The organism is Hymenobacter sp. UYCo722, assembly GCF_040547115.1.
In the GTDB taxonomy this organism is placed as follows: Bacteria; Bacteroidota; Bacteroidia; order Cytophagales; family Hymenobacteraceae; genus Hymenobacter.
This window is the reverse complement of the sequence record NZ_JBEPPC010000002.1, coordinates 888005-906160: the sequence shown is the minus strand read 5'-3', so window position 1 is coordinate 906160 and position 18156 is coordinate 888005. Positions and strand designations below refer to the sequence as shown.

General features: G+C 59.1%; 18 protein-coding genes and 1 tRNA gene. 4 read left to right on the top strand and 15 right to left on the bottom strand.

The genetic code is table 11. The annotated features are described in order from the left end of the window. Window positions 1–334: 334 nt before the first annotated feature. The 4 genes from ABIB44_RS09600 to ABIB44_RS09585 form a co-directional block, all read right to left on the bottom strand. The gene (locus tag ABIB44_RS09600) at window positions 335–1531 is read right to left on the bottom strand and encodes a serine hydrolase (protein ID WP_354584425.1); all 1197 of its coding nucleotides are present in this window, start codon (window positions 1529–1531) and stop codon (window positions 335–337) included. 218 nt (window positions 1532–1749) lie between these two features. After that, a complete protein-coding gene (locus tag ABIB44_RS09595; protein WP_354584424.1) occupies window positions 1750–3018 on the bottom strand; it encodes a hypothetical protein in 1269 nt (422 codons plus the stop codon). Between the two features lie 143 nt (window positions 3019–3161). After that, on the bottom strand, window positions 3162–4505 hold the full coding sequence (locus ABIB44_RS09590) for an APC family permease (protein ID WP_354584423.1): 1344 nt from the start codon (window positions 4503–4505) through the stop codon (window positions 3162–3164). A 51-nt stretch (window positions 4506–4556) separates the two neighbouring features. Further along, a complete protein-coding gene (locus ABIB44_RS09585) occupies window positions 4557–5090 on the bottom strand; it encodes a DUF2480 family protein (RefSeq protein WP_354584422.1) in 534 nt (177 codons plus the stop codon). 77 nt (window positions 5091–5167) lie between these two features. Here ABIB44_RS09585 and ABIB44_RS20520 point away from each other — a divergent pair, with 77 nt between their 5' ends. After that, entirely contained in the window at window positions 5168–5338 is a 171-nt protein-coding gene (locus ABIB44_RS20520; protein WP_502916488.1) for a DUF8622 domain-containing protein, read from the top strand. Between the two features lie 9 nt (window positions 5339–5347). On the opposite strand, the gene tsaB is transcribed toward ABIB44_RS20520, so the two are convergent. The 6 genes from tsaB to rpmH all read right to left on the bottom strand — a co-directional run bounded on the left by tsaB (window position 5348) and on the right by rpmH (window position 9403). Further along, entirely contained in the window at window positions 5348–6052 is a 705-nt protein-coding gene (gene tsaB / locus ABIB44_RS09580) for a tRNA (adenosine(37)-N6)-threonylcarbamoyltransferase complex dimerization subunit type 1 TsaB (RefSeq protein ID WP_354584421.1), read from the bottom strand. Window positions 6053–6107: 55 nt separating this feature from the next. Continuing rightward, window positions 6108–6449 carry a hypothetical protein gene (locus tag ABIB44_RS09575; RefSeq protein WP_354584420.1) on the bottom strand — a complete coding sequence of 114 codons (342 nt, stop codon included), beginning with the start codon at window positions 6447–6449 and terminating at the stop codon, window positions 6108–6110. Window positions 6450–6534: 85 nt separating this feature from the next. Then, a complete protein-coding gene (locus tag ABIB44_RS09570) occupies window positions 6535–6864 on the bottom strand; it encodes a DUF6678 family protein (protein WP_354584419.1) in 330 nt (109 codons plus the stop codon). Window positions 6865–6930: 66 nt separating this feature from the next. Then, the gene (locus ABIB44_RS09565) at window positions 6931–8625 is read right to left on the bottom strand and encodes a S41 family peptidase (RefSeq protein ID WP_354584418.1); all 1695 of its coding nucleotides are present in this window, start codon (window positions 8623–8625) and stop codon (window positions 6931–6933) included. A 30-nt stretch (window positions 8626–8655) separates the two neighbouring features. After that, a complete protein-coding gene (locus tag ABIB44_RS09560; RefSeq protein WP_354584417.1) occupies window positions 8656–9108 on the bottom strand; it encodes a ribonuclease P protein component in 453 nt (150 codons plus the stop codon). Between the two features lie 136 nt (window positions 9109–9244). Then, the gene (rpmH, locus tag ABIB44_RS09555) at window positions 9245–9403 is read right to left on the bottom strand and encodes a 50S ribosomal protein L34 (protein ID WP_035563087.1); all 159 of its coding nucleotides are present in this window, start codon (window positions 9401–9403) and stop codon (window positions 9245–9247) included. A gap of 130 nt (window positions 9404–9533) precedes the next feature. Between rpmH and ABIB44_RS09550 the strand changes: the two genes are divergently transcribed. After that, window positions 9534–11267 carry a M61 family metallopeptidase gene (locus ABIB44_RS09550; protein WP_354584416.1) on the top strand — a complete coding sequence of 578 codons (1734 nt, stop codon included), beginning with the start codon at window positions 9534–9536 and terminating at the stop codon, window positions 11265–11267. Between the two features lie 105 nt (window positions 11268–11372). On the opposite strand, the gene ABIB44_RS09545 is transcribed toward ABIB44_RS09550, so the two are convergent. From ABIB44_RS09545 to ABIB44_RS09535, 3 genes are all read right to left on the bottom strand, one after another. Next, window positions 11373–11627 (bottom strand): hypothetical protein, encoded by a 255-nt coding sequence (locus tag ABIB44_RS09545; protein WP_354584415.1) that lies wholly within the window; start codon window positions 11625–11627, stop codon window positions 11373–11375. A 69-nt stretch (window positions 11628–11696) separates the two neighbouring features. Further along, window positions 11697–12632, bottom strand: coding sequence for a PfkB family carbohydrate kinase (locus tag ABIB44_RS09540; RefSeq protein ID WP_354584414.1), 936 nt, complete (start codon window positions 12630–12632; stop codon window positions 11697–11699). A gap of 110 nt (window positions 12633–12742) precedes the next feature. Then, a tRNA-His gene (locus ABIB44_RS09535) sits at window positions 12743–12816 on the bottom strand. A gap of 224 nt (window positions 12817–13040) precedes the next feature. Between ABIB44_RS09535 and ABIB44_RS09530 the strand changes: the two genes are divergently transcribed. Further along, window positions 13041–14450 carry a DEAD/DEAH box helicase gene (locus ABIB44_RS09530; protein ID WP_354584413.1) on the top strand — a complete coding sequence of 470 codons (1410 nt, stop codon included), beginning with the start codon at window positions 13041–13043 and terminating at the stop codon, window positions 14448–14450. Window positions 14451–14534: 84 nt separating this feature from the next. Here the strand turns inward: ABIB44_RS09530 and ABIB44_RS09525 are convergent, their stop codons facing one another. Beyond that, window positions 14535–14987: a hypothetical protein gene (locus ABIB44_RS09525; RefSeq protein ID WP_354584412.1), complete on the bottom strand. Its 453-nt coding sequence runs from the start codon at window positions 14985–14987 to the stop codon at window positions 14535–14537. Window positions 14988–15162: 175 nt separating this feature from the next. Continuing rightward, window positions 15163–15873 (bottom strand): uracil phosphoribosyltransferase, encoded by a 711-nt coding sequence (gene upp / locus ABIB44_RS09520; protein WP_354584411.1) that lies wholly within the window; start codon window positions 15871–15873, stop codon window positions 15163–15165. Window positions 15874–16141: 268 nt separating this feature from the next. Between upp and ABIB44_RS09515 the strand changes: the two genes are divergently transcribed. Further along, window positions 16142–18154, top strand: coding sequence for a capsule assembly Wzi family protein (locus ABIB44_RS09515; protein WP_354584410.1), 2013 nt, complete (start codon window positions 16142–16144; stop codon window positions 18152–18154). The last annotated feature ends 2 nt before the right edge of the window (window positions 18155–18156 follow it).

Genomic DNA, 18156 nt, shown 5'->3' with positions numbered 1-18156 from the left:
CTATCGAAGCGGGGTGCAAAGGTAAGGTGCTTTTTTCAACTTTCCCAAGCCCGCTCGAAAGTTAATTTTGGAGGACTTTGGGAAGCTGGCTCGGGGCACCATCCTAGGAGAGCGGCCGGGCAGTGCCTTGCTTTTTCAATTTCCTGCTGGAGCAGTCGCCCTGGCAGAACCCGTCGTCCGGTTGACGTTTTGGGACTGCAAAAGTAGCGGGACTTTCTCGGGTTACAAGGGGTAGCGGGAAGATTAGGGCTTGGTTGGGGTCGGGTGGGGGACTTTTGGGGAAATGGGCTTTTAGGAATCAGGGACTTAGCGGAAGGGGAAATTTTGAAGAAATTCAGCGAATTGGTTCGGGGGCGAAGAATTCGGTGAGGTTGGGGCGGTGTTGGCGGGGGCGCTGGGCTTCGTATTGCTGGATTTGGCGGCCTAATTGTACTAAGAAGGGCTGGCCGATGGTGTCGTATTCGTAGGTTCCGTCGTTGATGATGCCGTTTTTATTGACGTAGAGGACGGCGCTGAGCATGAATTCGGACTGGTGGAGGGAGTCGGCGAAGTACGCGACATCGGCGAGAAAGCCGTGAGACATGCCGACGATGTTGTAGATGCGGAGGGTGGATTGTTGGGGGGTATCGGGGTTGCGGCCGTAGTAGAGGTATTTTTTGTAGGCGTCGAAGTAGCGGGCGGGGGTGTAGAGTTGGAAGCCGGACTCGTGGGGAGTGGCGTGGAGGCAGCGACGGAGGAAGGCGTAGTCTGTCTGAGTGAGGCGGAGACGCTGGAGGGCGGGAACGGATTCGGGGAAGAGGATGCTTTGGAGGATGGCGGTGATGTCAGGCAGCGGGAGGTGGTTGGCGGTGGTAAAATCGTAGGGGGTGGGGATGATGCGGCCGCCGGCCTGGTGGGCGCGGCCTTTGAGGACGCGGCCGAGGGGGCTGCGGTAGGTAACGGGGTTGTATTGAGCGGGCTGTTTATATAGCGTGTCGCCTTGGGTGGTGTGGAAGCTGATGGGGTTGGTGTGGCGGTTGGCAGTGGTGTCGCAGGGGGCGAAGCGGCGGGTGATGCGGGCGTTAGGATAGCCGAGCTCTTGGAGGCGCTGGTTGAGAGAGCGCTGGCCAAGGAATTCGTAGAGGCGGTTGTAGGCGACGTTGTCGCTTACGAGGAGCATTCGTTTGATGTAGTTGCCGACGGTGGCGGTGCGGTCGGAGTCAGCGGGGGCGGCGAAGGGGACGGAGTTTTGGCAGCGGTAGGCGGTGCCGGTGGCCATGATGGTGCGGCGGGTGAGGGCGGGGTTGTGGAGGTCGTTGAGCTTTTCGAGGGAGAGGGCAACTACCGGGAGTTTAACCAGACTGGCGGGGTTGAAGTATTGCTGGGGGTTGAGGTGGTAGGTATGGGGGGTGAAGGTTGGGCGGTTTTGGGCGTCGCGGTTGATTTGGGTGTAGATGATTTGAAGCTCGTATTGGGGGTTGCTGGCGACTCGCTTTAATAGGGGATTAGCGCTTAATAGAGAGTCCAGGAGGGGGGAGTCTGCAGGCGTCAACCTCACCCCCCGGCCCCTGCCGGGCACGGCCCCTCTCCCGTGTAAAGGGGGAGCCAGACGAATTCCTTTGGCGGCTAGGGTTATTGTCAATAAAAAGGTCACTCCTATTATATAGTATAAGAAGGGGCGTGATTTCAGGAGCGTTTTCATAGGACATCGAAATAAAAAGGGCCGTGATGTTGCCACCACGGCCCTGTGGGGCTGGTTTTACACGAGGGTTAGTCGGCCAGGGGGACCAAGCGCTTGGCGAGGAGGAGGTTGGAGTCGGTTTGACGCCAGTTGTAGCCGGTGCCGAAGGGTAGGGCTTTCGGTTTGCGCAGGGTATCGCGGTAGGCGGCGGTGAGCTCGGGCTGGTATTGCTTGGCGAAGAGGTTGATGGGGCGGCGGTAGGTGCCGTAATAATCGAACTGCCAAGCGCCTTTCTGGAAGTACTTCATGGCGATGCCGGAATCGTCCTGCAAAATGTAGCGGCTGCGGCGGAGGACGGTGCGGCGGACCTGGTTGAAGTAGGATTTGTGCATGAGGTAGGTGGCCGACTTCACGTAGGTGGTGAGGGGGCCGAGGTGGCGCACGAATTCGAGGGGAGCTTTTTTGGCGTTGAGCTTCCAGTCGCTGAGGTCGGCGGAGAAGTAGTAGACGGTTTTGGGTTGGCCGTCGGGGCCGCGCAGCTTCATTTCGACGCCGGGAATAGCTTTAGGGTCGGGGGTTTGGGTGGTGTCGGCGGGAGCATCCTGAAGTTTGCCGGCGGCATCGAGCTGGACGGGGCGGATGGCGATGATTTGGTTGCCGGTGCGGGCAGCGAAGAGCATCATGAGCGGCAGGGCGCCATCGAGCTCGACGGATTTGAGGTCCACAGCCATGTCGTTGGTGCGGAAAAAGCTAAAATTGAGTACCGACCAGAGGGAAGCTTTGACGGCGGGAAATAATTTGGGGTTCTCGAGCGAAGTGCGGGCGGGAACGCTGCCGACGGGCTCCAACCCCATCAGGACGTAGGTTTGGCTGGTGGGGAACATCGTGAAGACGTTCAGAAAATCGGGGCCGCTGAAGGGGTAGAAGATGGTGGGGCTGTTGGCGTGCACGGAATCGAGCTCGGTGGCGGCCCATTTGGTCATGCGCGAGGTGTGGGTGGCGCGGTATTTATCCCAGCTTTTGTCCTGGTCTTGGGCGAAGGCTTGCCAGGCGGGCGTGGCGGCCAGGGAGGTGAGGTCGCTGTGTTGGCTGGGCTGCTGGCCGCCGAGGAACAGGGCCACGTCCTGGGCGTAAGCGGTGTCGGGGGCGGTGAGGCGGTTGGGGCGCGGGGGGGCAGCGGCAGTTTTGACCGGTGCGGGCGATGCTGATTTGGTGGAATCGAGGGCATCGGCCGTGGTGGCCATGGTTTCTTCCTTAGTGGAAGTCGCAGTTTCCGTTTTGGTGTTCGACTCGGAGCAAGCGGAAAGCAAGAGCAAGGCGGCGGGCAGAAGCCGAAGCGCGGCGGTGCGAAGGGACATTATATATAGGAGTGATTTAGGGCGCAAGTTACAGAGGCTCGTTCTGATGGGTCACCTCACCCCCCGACCCCTGCCGGGCACGGCCCCTCTCCCGCGGAAAGAGGGAGCCTTACCGAGGCGGAGCGTAGGTACATCAAAGCCTTTTAGTAGCTGCTACCGCTGGGGGATTCTGCGGGAACAGGGCGACTGGTGCGCACCGTTATGAAGTAAACCAGCGCACCGACGGCAAGCGTAGCCAATCCATAGAGCGACTCAATGGGTTTATCGCGCAGGATGAAGGCCAGCGTCCAGCCGCTCAGTCCCAAAAAAATGAGGGGCGTGATGGGGTAGCCCCAGGCGCGGTAAGGACGCGGCAAATCGGGCTGACGAAAGCGGAGCACGAACAGGCCCAACACGGTGAGGAAGGTAAACAGGTTCAATACAAAGCCGGCGTAGACCAGCACGCCTTGGAAAGAGGGCTTCAGGATAAAGGCCAGGGTGATGGCAGTTTGCAGCAAAAGGGCCCGTACGGGGATGCCGGCGCGGCTTTTGGGGGCGAGGAAGTGCAGGGCGGGGATGTCCTCCCCCATCGTCTGGACGATGCGGGGGCCGGCGAAAATCATCGAACTGATGGTGGAAACCAAGAGTCCGGCGATGACGCCACCCATGAGCCGGCCGCCGAGGGGGCCAAAAAGGGAGGTGGCCGCCACGAAACCGACTTCCAACTGGCCCTTTAAACCAGCTATTGGGGTGGAGCGGAGGAATACGTAATTAAGCCCTACATATAATAGGAGGACGATGGCGGTACCGACCAGCAGGATGCGCGAGAGGTTGTGCTTGGGGTTTTCGATTTCGCCGGTGACGTACACGGCGGCGTTCCAGCCGGAGTAGGCGTAGCTCACATACACGAGGCTTACGGCAAAGGCGGGGCTGAGCAGGGCCTGCCAGCCGGCAGCATCGGGCACGAAACTGATGGGCTGCCCCACCCCTACCACCATGCCCGCGCCGATGAATAGAACCAGTACGACTACTTTGAGGGCGGTGATGATAATTTGGAGACGGCTACCGACGCGGGTGCTACTGCCGTGCACCAGCGTGAGAGCCAGCACCACGGCCACCGAAAGCCACTGCGGATGCAGGCCGGGCCACACGCTCTTGGCGTATTGGCCGAGGGCCAGCGCGGCCAGCGCCGTGGGGGCCGCAAAGCCTATCGTGGCCGACACCCAACCCGAGAGGAAGCCCAGCGCGGGGTGGTAAATCTGGCTCAGGTAATGGTATTCGCCGCCCGAACGGGGCATGGCTGCCGCCAGCTCGGCGTAGCTAACGGCCCCACAGAGGGCAATGAGGCCACCCACCAGCCAAAGCATCAGCAGCGCGAAGCCGCTTTCGATGCCCATCACTTGGAAGCCCAGGCTGGTGAAAACGCCCGTGCCCACCATGTTGGCGATGACGATGGCCGCGCCGGTGAGGAAAGTGATTTTATAAGGTGTGCGGGTAAGCTCGGGCATGGTGCAAAGATGCGAACGAGTTGCCCGTCGGTTCCTGTCATGCTGCGCCGGTTATTCCACTACGCTGGCAGCTTTAGGCTTTTTGTAGAGCGGCACGGTGCTACACGGCTCGCCGTACATAATGCTGCTAGTCACGGGGAGCAGCTTTTGCATGATGGCCACGTAGGCGAAAGTGGGCACGGGCACGTTGCCGCAGCCTTTCACTACCACTTTGGCGTCGCGGTATTCTTCGGTATCAATCGCGGCGATGGCTTCTTCGAACAGCGACTGTTCCAGGGCATCGAGGTTGCCGAAGACGTAGCGGTGGGCGTGGTTCTGGAGCTTGGTGGCGAGCAGCATGTAGGCCCAGGTGGGCACAATGGCATCGGCGGAGCAGATGATGGCGACGTTTTGGCCGTCGTAGGGCGTCCAGTCGTTGGTTTTCACGAACTCGCGGAAGTCTTTTTCGCGCAGCATGAGCCCGTGGAAGAGGTTGTCCTTGATGTCGTACACCACCCGCTCGCCGGGGTGAATGAGCTCTTCCAGGTTGAGGGTGACGAGGCCGGAGTTGGCGACGCGGTTGACGAAGAGGGGTTCCGTTTCCATAAGAATTATTAGCAGAATGAGTTAGAACAGTGCTTCGCGGGGAACAGTTACAGCAGCAGTAAAGCTAGCCAGCAACCATGAAAAATAAGCTTTGCGCGCATTGCCAGCAGGAGGCTACCACGCTATATCGAATTCAAACAGCGGCCGGCGGCAAGGGCTGGTTTTTTGTCTGCGAGAGCTGTTGCATTAAAGCGAAACCCCGGCCGGGCTACCGCTACGGCGGCACCTGGCAAGGCTACCGGCACTAGGCCAAAGGCTCACAACGACTGTTTTTTCGGCGTGGTGGTGTACACTTCTTTCAGGTAAAACGGCTCGTAGTACGCCACGTCCTGAAATTCCTGCCGGTGGAATGCAGCTACGCCTAGTTGCCCCACTGAAATAGCCGAGGGCTCAATTTCCACCAGGAAACCAGCGTTAGAATGCTCACCTAGCACCGCCTGAAACTTCACCGCACCATTGCCAAAGAACAATATGGAATGCCGGGCCAATTGTTCGGCCAGCGTCTCGGCGTCGAGGATGAAGGGCGTGGGAGCCAACACTTCCTGCCCCTCAGGGGCATAGATGGCGGCGTATACTTCCTGCCGCCGGGCATCCAGCATGGGACAAAAAAGGAAGTTTTCGGGCCGGGCAGTACCGGCCGCTACCTGCGCCGCCAGCGCTTTGAGCGTGCTCACGGCCACCAGCGGAATATCCAGCGCAAAGCACAGGCCCTTGGCAGCGGCCGCCCCGATGCGCAGACCGGTGTAGGAACCGGGTCCGTCGCTCACGGCCACGGCGGCGAGGTCGGCCAACTGGTGGCCGGTGTTGGCGAGCAGCTGCTCGATGAGCACGGTGAGGTGGGTGGAGTGCGACTTATCCAGCCGCAGCTCGGATTGGCCGACCAGGGAGCCGTCGGCGAGGCGGTGCAGGGCCACCGAACAGACGGGGGACGAGGTTTCGAGAGAGAGGAGGAGCGTTTGCATAACGCAGGCAAATTTACGGCGGCTGGATTTGGCCGGGCCTGCTCGTTATGCCTTGCTACTTGCTTGCATCGAGCAATCCGAGAATGCGGTCAAGCTTTGTGTCCAAGCCCCCAAGGTTAGTACCCAAGCCACTGACATTAGCATCTACAACATCAAGACGCACATTTGTTGATTCCTGTAGTGCACCCATGCCTTGTTTCAGGTCCCCAACGTCCTGTTTCAATTCCCCAATACCCTGCTTCACTTCAACCATCTCGCGTAAAATGAATTGTAGGGTATCGCTATGTTGGCTCAAGACTCCATAAATCTGCTTGAGCTGCGCCGTGTGGCGGTCGGCCACGGCCAGCGTCTGAGAAACAAGCGGTTCGAGTTGGTCGAGGCGTTGGTCGGAAGTCATGGGATGAGTCGGATGAGAACGAATTGATTACGCACTTCGATACGCACAGTCAATTGGGTAGGTGAAGTTAGGGCTATGCAGGATATTATTCGAATTCGACAAACTGTACTCTTACCTTTTCTTCGACAATGGAATAGGGAATTGCCTCTAATTGAAGTAATGAGACAATACCACTCAAATGGTCGTGCCGTTTTGGTTTGATAAGCCTTCCTGTGTGTTCCATTACAATAGGGTTAATTTCAAGCCATTCGACCTCTCTAAATGGCCAAGGCCCTTGGACCTCAATGTAACCGCTTACTGGAATACAGATGCCCGTACTTCCCCAAGCTTCTGGTAATGCATCATGCTTAAGTTTGATTCTTGCATTACACCCAAGGCTATTCATTAAAGCGGCGACTTTCTCGATAGCAATCATAATTCAACACTCACAAAAAAGCAGGCACCTTTCAGCGCCTGCTTCTCTACTTAACGCGATTCAAAACTACTTCGTCCCCGCCGACTTTCGCGCACTCGCCGCCTGCCCGCTCGGCTTCAGCAGCGCGGCGTAGCGGTTCGGGTCGTTCAGCACGGCCACGGCGGCGATGATGTTGGGGTCGTCATCGAAGCCGGCTTCGGTTCGGCCCTTCTCGAAGTAGTAGCGCGACACGATTTCCTGCTCCAGCAACTCCTTGATTTCGGGCTTGAAGCGTTGCAGGTCGTTGGCCTTGTTCACGGTCACCTTCTTGCGGATGGCTTCGAGTTCCAGCTTCACGTCGTCGTAGTGCTTTTCCTCTTTTACCTTCTTGCTGAGGTCGGTGAGGGCCTTTTCGGCGTCGGTGCTGTAGCTGATGTTCTTGCCTTGCAGGTAAGCCACGAACTTCTGGTAGTCCACATCCGTGAGCTTAAACTGGCGGGCGGGCACGATGGTGGGGTGCTCGGCGCGGTAGCGGGTAGCGTAGTCGAAGAGGTAGCTCTTCTGGAGCAGGATGCGGGTGATGTCGGCGATTTCGCGGTCGTTCACCTCCACGTCGGGGGCTACGCCGCCGCCGTCGTACACAGTGCGGCCAGCAGTGGTTTTGAAGGCCGTGCGCAGCGAATCGGGGAATTTGCCCAGCGTGCCATCTTCGCTGCGGTGGGCGTAGTCGATTTCCTGGATGCAGCGGCCGCTCGGGATGTAGTATTTGGCAGTCGTCACCTTCAGCTGCGAGTTGTAGCTCAGGGGCCGGGTGGCCTGCACGAGGCCCTTGCCGAAGGTGCGCTCGCCCACCACCACGGCACGGTCATAGTCCTGCAGCACGCCCGACACGATTTCGGAGGCCGACGCCGAGCGGCTGCTCGTGATGATGGCCACCGGAATCTGGGTATCGAGCGGCACGTCGAGGGCCTTGTAGGTTTTGTTCCACTCCGTCACCTTGCCCTTAGTGCTCACCACGTCGAGGCCCTTGTCGATGAAAAGGTTGGAGATATTGACAGCCTCATTCAGCAAACCGCCGGGGTTGTCGCGAATGTCGAATACAATTTTTTTCGCGCCCTGTTCCTTGAGCTTGGTCACGGCGGCGCGCACTTCCTTGCCCGCATCCACCGTGAAACTGCCGAGCTGGAAATAGCCCACGTCGCCGGAAATCATGCCGGTGTAGGGCACGTTATCCACCTGAATTTTATCGCGGGTGATGTCGATTTGCACCGGCTTGTCCTGACCGTAGCGCGTCACGAGGAGCTTCACCACCGAATTGGCCTGCCCCTTGAGGAGCTTACTGATGTCGGCGTTCGACTTTTTCTCAACAATGACGCCGTTGATATCGAGGATTTCATCGCCGGGGAGCAGGCCGGCTTTTTGGGCCGGATAGCCTTCGTAGGCGCTTTGCACTACGGTTTTGCCGTTGCGCTTCACCACCGAGGCCCCGATGCCGCCGTACTGCCCGGTCGTCATGGTGCGGAAGTCCTCGATGTCGTCCTCCGGAATGTAGTTGGTGTAAGGGTCGAGCGAGCGCAGCATGGCGTCAATACCCGTTTTCACCAGCTTAGCGGGCGTTATCTCGTCGACGTAATAGGTGTTGACCTCCTTAAAGAGCGTAGCAAAAACGTCGAGGTTCTTGGCGATTTCGAAGTACCGCTCGTTGTCGGAAGCGGCGCGGAACGATACCAAACCCAGCGTGCTCAGGGCCAGCGTGGCGAGTAGCTTTTTGCGGATAGTCATACGGAATACGGGTAGCGGGTTATCACGAATCTACGGGACCGGCGGCGAAGCAGGGGCTGCTTCAGGAGTCGTGCCCAGCAAACGATGGAAAGCGGAAATTAATTTTCTTTCCACCAAAGTCAGCGGGCTTTTTTCCTTTCCCGTGAAGATAATACCCAGCAGAGCGATTTCGTGCCCATTGGGTTGCTCCGTGAGCCGATATTTATTGAGCCGGTACGCCTCGCGGATGAGCCGCTTGAGGCGGTTGCGGTCGACGGCCCGTTTAAAGGTGCGCTTGCTCACGCTAATGAGCACCTGCGGCGGGGCCGAGGTAGGCGCAGCCGCCTTTATCCACACAATGCGCAGCGGGTAAACGCCAAAAGAGGAACTCTGCTTGCTAAAAAGCTCCTCGATGAGCTTCTTGCGGCACAGGTGTTCCTCTTTCGGGAAGGTATATTTTCTCTTCCCCGTGGGCGGGGAATCGTCAGCGGTTAGCTCGTTCACGATACGTACTTGTCGGCTGCCGCTTCAGCAGCAAAAATCCCTTTGGAAAGGGCTAAAATAGCGAAGCCGCATTGCAGCGACAGAAATAAATCTGTCTCAGCAATGCGGCAATCGGCTAGCTATTGGCTAGCGAATACTAGCGCTTGTGCTTGCCTTCGTCGGATACGGTGAGGCGCTTGCGGCCTTTGGCACGACGACGGGCCAGCACGTTGCGGCCATTAGCGGATTCCATGCGGAGACGGAAGCCGTGCTTGTTCACGCGCTTGCGCTTCGAAGGTTGATAGGTGCGTTTCATCTTATGTGTAGTTTCAAGTTGGGCCGGCAAAGGTACGGGCTTTGTCTGGAAAAGGCAAGGCTCTCAGCCACATTTACGCGGGGGCCGTTAGCGGGCAGTAGCTTTAGTCCCGTTTAACCCCGTTTTGGCGATGATTCACTACCGCGTTTCCTACGAGAACCCCCTCACGTTCTACTTGCAAATCGAGCTCACACTGGAGGTAGCCGCCGATGCTACCGCCCCGCTAGAGTTGCAGCTACCCGCTTGGCGCCCCGGCCGCTACGAGCTGCAAAACTTTGCCCAAAAGCTGCAACGCGTGGTGGTTGAGGATGTTGCCACCAGCCACCCCCTCCCCTACCGCAAGCTCACTAAGGACCGGTGGGAGGTGCCCAACGCGGCCGGCCGCACCATCCGGGTGCGCTACAACTTCTACGCCCACCAGATGGACGCGGGCGGCTCTTGGCTCGATGAGACGCAGCTGTACCTGAACCCGGTGCAGGCGCTGATGTACGCCGAAGGCCGGCAACTGGAGGAATGCGAGCTAACGCTGAATATTCCCGAAGGCTGGCAGGTGGCGTGCGGCTTACCGCAAACCGCGCCGAATGTGCTTTCCGCGCAGAATTTTGACCAACTGGCCGACTCGCCGCTGATTGCCAGCCCCGCACTCACGCACCAGCAATACGAGGCGGGTGGGCTGCCTTTCCACGTCTGGGTGCAGGGCGAGGCGCTGGTAAACTGGCCGAAGCTGCTGGCCGATTTCAAGGCGTTTTCGGAGGAGCAGCTGACATTATTTGGCGGCTTTCCAGTGGCGGATTACCACTTTCTGAACCAGTTTCTGCCCTACAAGCACTACCACGGCGTGGAGCATAACAACTCGACGGTGATTACGCTGGGGCCGGCCGAGCTGATTATGAGCGAGGGCTTGTACAAGGAATTGCTGGGCGTGAGCTGCCACGAGCTGTTTCATACCTGGAACATCAAGAGCATCCGGCCGGCCGAGATGCAGCCCTACGACTACAGCCGCGAGAACTACTTCCGCACCTGCTTCATTGCCGAGGGCATCACGACGTACTACGGCGAGTACCTGCTGGCCCGCAGCCGCGTTCGGACGCCCGCGCAGTACTTTGAGGAGCTAAATACCGTACTCCGTAAGCATTATGACGATGCCGGCAGCGACAATCTTTCACTGGCCGATGCCAGCATGGACCTCTGGCTGGACGGCTACAAGCCCGGCGTACCCGACCGCAAGGTGTCGGTGTACCACAAAGGCGCGCTGGTGGCCATGCTGCTGGACCTCACCATCCGGCAGCTCTCCGGCCATGCGCGTAGCCTCGACGACGTGATGCGGCGGCTGTACGAGGAATTCGGCAAAACCGGCATCGGCTACACCGAGGACGACTATGCGCGCCTCGTGAATGAAGTGGCTGGGCGCGACATGCACGCCTATTTCGACAAGTTCATCTACGGCACCGCGCCGCTGCTGGAACCACTCGACCGCGTGCTGCACACCGTCGGCTGCCAACTGCTGGTGGGCGAAAACGCCTCGGCTTCGGAAGGCCACTTTGGCTTCCGCACGGTGGTGAAGAACGAACGGACGGAAGTAACGACCATCTGGCCCAACTCGCCCGCCGCCGCCGCCCTGACCGTGGACGATGAAATCGTGGCCGTGAATGGCCGCCGCGTCGATATGAACCTGCAGAGCCTGCTCAGCAGCGGCGCGCCGACCTATGAAGTGAGCGTGTTCCGCCAGAACCGGCTGCTGACGGTGATGTTGGCCGCCACGCCGGGCGTGCGCTTCGGGCAGCATTATGCGATTGATAAGCTGGAAACGGCCGATGCGGCCCAGCAGCGTGGGTTCCAGCAATGGCTGGGGTGGGCGTTTTGAATCGCTCTTTTAACGGAGGAACGCGAAGTACCGCGGTTATACAGCAACAGAGAGGCCCCGCTGAACGAATCCGGCGGGGCCTCTCTGTTGCTGTAGCGTTAGCTGCTAATGGTCTTTGCTATTGTCGGCACCCTTTTTCATCGGACCTTTGTTCACCGACATCGGCTTGTTGTTCTGCGGGTTGTTGCGGATGTTGTCGACGCCGTGGCCGGCGCTATTGCCATCGGTGGTGTTGCCGTGAGCGGAAACGTCCATCGTATTAGGGCTTTGTACCTGGGTGCTTTTGCGCTTCGAGTTAGCGACCGGATTCACGGACGTTTTCTCGTTTTGCAAGTCGGTGTCTTTCTTGGCGAGTCCCATGACGGTTTGATTTTGAGTGAGAGATGAGTAATTGTACCCATCCGCCGCCAAAAGGTTGCCTGTAAAAAACTACGCCGGCACGCTGGCTACGGCCGGCGTCACCTTCACCAACTCGGCAAACTGGGCTTCGCGGGCTTCCACTTCTTCGGTCGAGAGGTTCAGCAGGCGCTCGGTGCCGAATTTCTCGACGCAGAACGACGCCATGGCCGAGCCATGAATGACGGCGCGCTTCATGTTTTCGAAGCTGATGTCGTCCGTGGCAGCCAAGTGGCCGATAAAGCCGCCCGCGAAGGTATCGCCGGCACCGGTCGGGTCGAACACCTCTTCCAGCGGCAGGGCCGGGGCGTAGAAAATCTTGTTCTTATGGAAGAGCAGTGCGCCGTGCTCACCCTTTTTGATGATGAGGAATTTCGGCCCCATGGCCATAATTTTCTTGGCGGCCTTCACCAGCGAGTACTCACCGCTCAGCTGGCGGGCTTCCTCGTCGTTGATGCTGAGCACGTCGACCATTTCAATGGTAGCGATGAGCTCTTCGAGAGCGATGTCCATCCAGAAGTTCATCGTGTCCATTACAATCAGCTTGGGCCGATTCACGAGGCGCTGAATGACGAGGCGCTGCACCTGCGGGGCTAGGTTACCCAGCATCAGATACTTACAATCCTGGTAGGCATCAGGAATGATGGGGTCGAAGCTGCCTAGCACGTTAAGTTCGGTTGTAATGGTCTCGCGCGAGTTCAGGTCCTGCGAGTACTTGCCCGACCAGAAGAACGACTTCTCACCCTGCTTAATTTGCAGGCCTTCCACGTCCACACCGTGTTCTTCGAGCAGCAAAATGTCGGCTTGCGGGAAGTCGTCGCCCACCACGGCCACCAGTTTCACGGGCTTCAGCGAGTACGAAGCCGAGAGGCTGATGTAGGTGGCAGCGCCGCCGATGATTTTATCGGTTTTGCCGAAAGGCGTTTCCAGAGCGTCGAATGCGACGCTGCCGATGACGAGCAAGCTCATGTAGGTAAAATGTAGTGAATAAAAACGTTCAGATTAAAGCCGAATTAAAACGGATTCAAAGCAAGCAACAAAAAAGTCCCCGGATAATTCTCCGGGGACTTCATTTTGTGGGTAAATAATGGGGCTCGAACCCACGACCTCCGGAATCACAATCCGGCGCTCTAACCAGCTGAGCTATATCTACCAGGTTGGTTTTGGTGGTGCAAAGATAGAAAAAGAAGCGGGAAGTGGCAAAAAAAGTTCGGGCCTTCTGTCATCCTGAGCGCCGCAAGGGACCTTATCACCGCTGAACGGCTTGCCGCACCAGTGGTTAAAGGCCGGCGTGATAAGCTCCTTCGCGAGGCTCAGGATGACAGATACGCCATTCAAAAAATGATAAACGCGCACAAAAAGCCCGACCTTTGCCGGATGGAACCCAATACTGCCCCATCGTTCAACGATTTTAAGCTCAACAAACAATTCCTGACGGCCGTGGCCGATGCGGGCTTCACCGTGCCCACGCCGGTACAGATTCAGACCATCCCGCTACTCATGGCCGGGCACGACGTGCTGGGCATCGCCCAGACTGGTACCGGCAAAACTGCCGCCTTCGGCCTGCCGCTGCTCATGAAGGTGAAATATGCCCAGGGCACCAACCCGCGGGCCCTGGTGCTGGCCCCCACGCGAGAGCTGGCCATTCAGATTGAGAAGCACCTGAAGGCGCTGGCGGTGAATACGGACCTGCGTATTTTCGCCATTTACGGGGGCTTAGGGCCGAAAACCCAGATTGAAACCATCTCCGGCGGCCTCGATGTGCTGATTGCTACGCCGGGCCGGCTGCTCGAAATCTACCTGAAGGGCGCAGTGCGGTTGACCGACCTGAAAACGCTGGTAATGGACGAGGCCGACAAAATGATGGACATGGGCTTCATGCCCCAGATTCGGCGGATTCTGGAAATCATTCCGCGCAAGCGGCAGAATGCGCTGTTCTCGGCCACCATGCCGGAGCGAGTGACCACGCTGAGCGAGGAATTTCTGGAATTCCCGGTGCGGGTGGAAGTGAGCCCGCCGGCCAAAACAGCCTCCACGGTATCGCAGGTGATGTACGAGGCGCCTAACCTGCTCACCAAAATCAACCTGCTGCACTTCCTGCTGCACCGCGATATTGAGACCATGACGCGGGTGCTGCTCTTCTGCCGCACCAAGCAGCACGCCGACCAGGTGGCCCACTTCCTGGAGCGCAAAGCCCCGGCCGGCGAGGTGCGCGTGATTCACGGCAACAAAGGCCAGAATGCGCGCATGAACAGCATGGACTCTTTTAAAGCCGGCGAAGTGCGCTACATGGTGGCTACCGATGTGGCCGCGCGGGGCATCGACGTGCCGCAGGTGACGCACGTTATCAACTTCGACGTGCCGATTGTGCACGACGACTACGTGCACCGCATCGGGCGCACGGGCCGGGCGCTGCACACGGGTGCGGCCATCACCTTCGCCAACGAAGCGGAGATGGTGCATGTGGCCGAAATCGAGCTGCTCATCAACCAGAAAATTGAGTTGCTGCCGCTGCCCGAGGAAGTGGTGGTAGAAGAAACGCCGTTTGAGGAGCAGCAGAAAATGGGCCGCGAGCTCGACGACCGCCGCAAGAAGCTGGACCCCACCTTCAAAGGTGCTTTCCACGAGAAGAAGGAATGGATTAAGCCCGGCGTGACGATTGACAAGCGCACCGGCAAAGCATTCAAGGAAGGCCAGAAGAAGAGCACGAAGGGCTCGAAGGCTTTTGTAGGTAAAAAGGGCGGCTCGAACCCCGGCGTGAAGGCGCTGAAGCGGCGCGGGCGGTAGTTTTTAGTGGTTAATGATTAATGGTCAATGGTTAACGTTACTCTAAATGAGCAGCATTAACCATTGACCATTAATCATTAACCACTATTTGCCGTGGTGTATCAGGTGCCCGAAGCGGATGCTGGCAAACGTGAGCGCGCAGCCCCAGAACAGCGCGCTCCAGAGCATGTGCAGCAGGATGCGCGACCGCGGCACGCCCAGCAGCGTAGCGATAACGGTGCCACCGATGGGCGAGAGCAGAATGGGTGTGAGAAAGGCGATGCCACCCATCCCAAACTTGCGAAACACCTTAATAATGTTGCGTGATTTTTTGGAGAAAATGGGTTCGCGGCGCAGGCGGCGCTGCTTTTGGCGGTGTTGCATCCAAGCCCCGCCCACACCGGTAAAGATGAATACGCTGGTCATCATGCCGCCCACGGTGAGGGCCAGCGTGGTCCAGAAATGCAGGCCCATGGAGGCCCCGGCCAGCGGCCCGCCCAGAAATTTCACCGTGCTCAGCAGGAATACGGAGGCATATTTAACGGCAAGGTGGTGCACGATGGAAAGGGAAACGAGGGAAAGGCGGCAGCCGGATTAAAAATGGCCAGCGCTGTGGGCAATGATACCCGATTTCGGGGGCTTGGGTTCCCGGCACTAGCCCAGCCGCCGGCCGCAGGCCGCGAATAGCGGCCGCACGTCGGCGAGTGTGACTCGGAAAAAGTTGGGACGGCGGCTACAGCTTGCTGCCGTAGGAAAGGTCGCCGGCATCGCCGAGACCGGGGATGATGTAGGCTTGCTCGTTCAGCTTCTCATCAACAGCCGCGACCCAGAGCGTGGCTTCGGGGATTTCGCGAGCCACGTAGGCCAGGCCTTCGGGCGAGGCAATAACGGCCGCGATGTGCACCTGGCGCGGCGTACCGAAGCGCAGCATGGCGCGATAGGTTTGCACGAGGCTTTTGCCGGTGGCCAGCATGGGGTCGGCCAGAATGAGCACCCGCTCGTCGAGGCTCGGGGCCGAAAGGTAGTCGACCTGCACCTGCACCTGGGCCGTGCCCTCGATGCGGTAGGCGGCCACGAAGGCGCTGGGCGACTGGTCGAAATAATTGAGAAAACCTTGATGAAAGGGTAACCCGGCGCGCAGCACGGTGGCCAGAATGGGGAAGTCGTGCAGCAGCTTGCCGGTGGTTTCGGCCAGCGGCGTTTGGATGGTTTTGTCGGTGTAGCTGAGGTGGGCGCTGATGCGGTAGGCGATGATTTCGCCCAGACGCTGGAGGTTGCGGCGGAAGCGCAGGCTGTCTTTCTGCACGTCTTTGTCGCGCAGCTCGGCCAGGAAATGGTTGGCAATGCTGGGCTCGGCGCACACGACGTGGATGTTGGCCAGGGATTCGGCAGCATCGGGAGTGGCGGCGGCCGAAGCGGCGGGGGAAGAAAGCGGCGTGGCCATACGAACAGAATTTTGGTGAAGAGAGCCGGGCAACAGGCCCAGCCGGCACCCCGAAGTTGGCACAAAAACGGGCGGCAGGCAAGAAAGCAGGCCGGAATTCGTCCTCGCCATCCCGGTTCGGCGGCGAATTTCGGTAGGGGCCAGCGCATGGCAACGTCCCCCCTTTTCCACCCGCCAACGGCTTGCTGCGTAGGTTTGTTAAAAAATGGTGACGCCTGGCTTTCATTATGGTAGCAAGGCGTCCGTTTTATTCGAATTATCTGATTTTATGCATAAATCTCTGCTACTAACGGCCATTACGGCGCTGCTGACCGGCACGGCAGCGGCCCAAACGCCGGCGACCACTCCTACCAACCCGCCCACGCCCGCCGCCGCTACCGAAAAGTCGCCCTGGCTGATTTTCGACCAGCCGCTGGATACGGTAGCCAATCCGCGCAGCAAGCGTCAGCCCCGGGAGAAAGCGATGCGCGGTGATGCTGCGCCCCGCGCCCCGCGCTCCGCCGCCCCGCGTACCGCCCGGGTTTCGCACAGCGGTTTTGAAGCCACGCAGGGCGCGACCTACGTACCGCTCGACCAGGATATTTACCGGTTGATTGACCGCTACGCCATCAAGTTCGGTTCTGATTCGCTACGCGACCCGCACACCAGCGTGCGGCCCTACACCCGCGCCGGGGTGGCCCATCTCGGCGAGCGGATGCTGAGCCCGGACAGCGCCCAGGCCTACCGTGCCGGCAGCCTTTCGCGGGCCGACCGCTTTAACGCCCAATACCTGCTGAAAGACAACTGGGCTAACTCGGCCCAGGGTACCGATTTGAACCAGAGCGTCCGGCCGTTCCTCAATTATTTCTACCGCGACCAAACCGATTTTTACCACGTCGACAACCCCGACTTTACCCTGCGCGTGAACCCGGTGGCGCTGCTGGCCATCGGCAAAGACAACCAAAATACCGACGGGACGCGCTACGTGAACACCCGCGGCGTACAGATTGAGGGCACCATTGACCAGCGCCTGGGCTTTTATGCGTTTTTGGCCGACAACCAGCAGGGCGTGCCCCAGTACGTGCGCAACCGCGTGGAGCGCGATTCCATTGTGCCCCACGAAGGCTACTTCAAGCCTTACAAAGTGCCGCAGTACAGACAGGGAAGCCAATATGACTTCTTCTCGGCACGGGGCTACGTGACCTACGCGGCCACCAAGCACATCAACGTGCAGCTGGGGCACGACCGGAATTTCATCGGCAACGGCTACCGCTCGCTGATTTTGTCGGACTACAGCGCGCCGTACTTTTTCCTAAAGCTGAACACCCGCATTTGGAAGTTCAACTACCAGAACCTGTTCGCCGAGCTGGCCGCCCAGAGTCGCGAACGCGACCAAGTGTACCCCAAGAAATACCTGGCGCTGCACCATTTGAGCCTGGACGTGACCGATAATTTCAATATTGGCGTGTTTGAGTCGGTGGTGGCGGGCTCGGCCAACAACCGCTTCGAGCTGCAATACCTGAACCCGATTATCTTCTACCGGGCCGTCGAGCAGAACGTGGGCTCGCCCGATAACGCCATGCTGGGCCTCGATTTCAAGTGGAACATTCTGCACACCGCCCAGCTCTACGGGCAGGTGGTGCTGGATGAGTTTAAGCTGAGCGAAATCCGCGCGGGCAACGGCTGGTGGAGCAACAAGCAGGCCGTGCAGGTGGGGGCCAAGTACATCGATGTGGCCGGCATCCGCAACCTCGATTTGCAGGCCGAAGTCAACTACATCCGGCCCTATACCTACCAGCACGTTTCGTACTACACGGCCTACACCAACTACCAGCAGCCCCTCGCCCACCCCATGGGGGCCAACCTGACCGAGGTACTGGGCGTGCTCAGCTACCAGCCGCTGCCTCGCCTGCACCTGGTGGCCAAGGCCATTTACACCGAGCAGGGGCTGGATTTTGGCTACGATGCTTCCGGCAATGTCATCACCACCGGCCCGCTCAGCAACGATGCGCCCGGCACGGGCTTCACCACCGGCCGCATTGCCAACTACGGCGGCAACCCGCTGGTGCCCTACAACTCGCACCCCATGGACTTCGGCAATCGCACCGGCCAAGGCAACAAGAGCCGCCTGCTGCACACCGATTTCACGGCCACTTACCAGCCGCGCCTGAACCTGTTTCTGGATGCCAAGCTCATTGCCCGGCACCAGACCTACGCCCTCACCCCGGCGGCCAACGTGAACGAGGTGTACGCCTCGCTGGCCGTGCGCTGGAACATTGCCCAGCGGTTACATGAGTTTTAAAT

Excerpts from the sequence above, each read along its gene's own strand:
- ABIB44_RS09530 (WP_354584413.1), top strand. The coding sequence starts at position 13,041 with ATGGAACCCAATACTGCCCCATCGTTCAACGATTTTAAGCTCAACAAA.
- ABIB44_RS09590 (WP_354584423.1), bottom strand. The coding sequence starts at position 4,505 with ATGCCCGAGCTTACCCGCACACCTTATAAAATCACTTTCCTCACCGGC.
- ABIB44_RS09575 (WP_354584420.1), bottom strand. The coding sequence starts at position 6,449 with ATGACTTCCGACCAACGCCTCGACCAACTCGAACCGCTTGTTTCTCAG.
- upp (WP_354584411.1), bottom strand. The coding sequence starts at position 15,873 with ATGGCCACGCCGCTTTCTTCCCCCGCCGCTTCGGCCGCCGCCACTCCC.
- tsaB (WP_354584421.1), bottom strand. The coding sequence starts at position 6,052 with ATGCAAACGCTCCTCCTCTCTCTCGAAACCTCGTCCCCCGTCTGTTCG.
- ABIB44_RS09515 (WP_354584410.1), top strand. The coding sequence starts at position 16,142 with ATGCATAAATCTCTGCTACTAACGGCCATTACGGCGCTGCTGACCGGC.
- ABIB44_RS09565 (WP_354584418.1), bottom strand. The coding sequence starts at position 8,625 with ATGACTATCCGCAAAAAGCTACTCGCCACGCTGGCCCTGAGCACGCTG.
- ABIB44_RS09585 (WP_354584422.1), bottom strand. The coding sequence starts at position 5,090 with ATGGAAACGGAACCCCTCTTCGTCAACCGCGTCGCCAACTCCGGCCTC.
- ABIB44_RS09595 (WP_354584424.1), bottom strand. The coding sequence starts at position 3,018 with ATGTCCCTTCGCACCGCCGCGCTTCGGCTTCTGCCCGCCGCCTTGCTC.
- rpmH (WP_035563087.1), bottom strand. The coding sequence starts at position 9,403 with ATGAAACGCACCTATCAACCTTCGAAGCGCAAGCGCGTGAACAAGCAC.
- ABIB44_RS09545 (WP_354584415.1), bottom strand. The coding sequence starts at position 11,627 with ATGGGACTCGCCAAGAAAGACACCGACTTGCAAAACGAGAAAACGTCC.
- ABIB44_RS09540 (WP_354584414.1), bottom strand. The coding sequence starts at position 12,632 with ATGAGCTTGCTCGTCATCGGCAGCGTCGCATTCGACGCTCTGGAAACG.
- ABIB44_RS20520 (WP_502916488.1), top strand. The coding sequence starts at position 5,168 with ATGAAAAATAAGCTTTGCGCGCATTGCCAGCAGGAGGCTACCACGCTA.
- ABIB44_RS09550 (WP_354584416.1), top strand. The coding sequence starts at position 9,534 with ATGATTCACTACCGCGTTTCCTACGAGAACCCCCTCACGTTCTACTTG.
- ABIB44_RS09570 (WP_354584419.1), bottom strand. The coding sequence starts at position 6,864 with ATGATTGCTATCGAGAAAGTCGCCGCTTTAATGAATAGCCTTGGGTGT.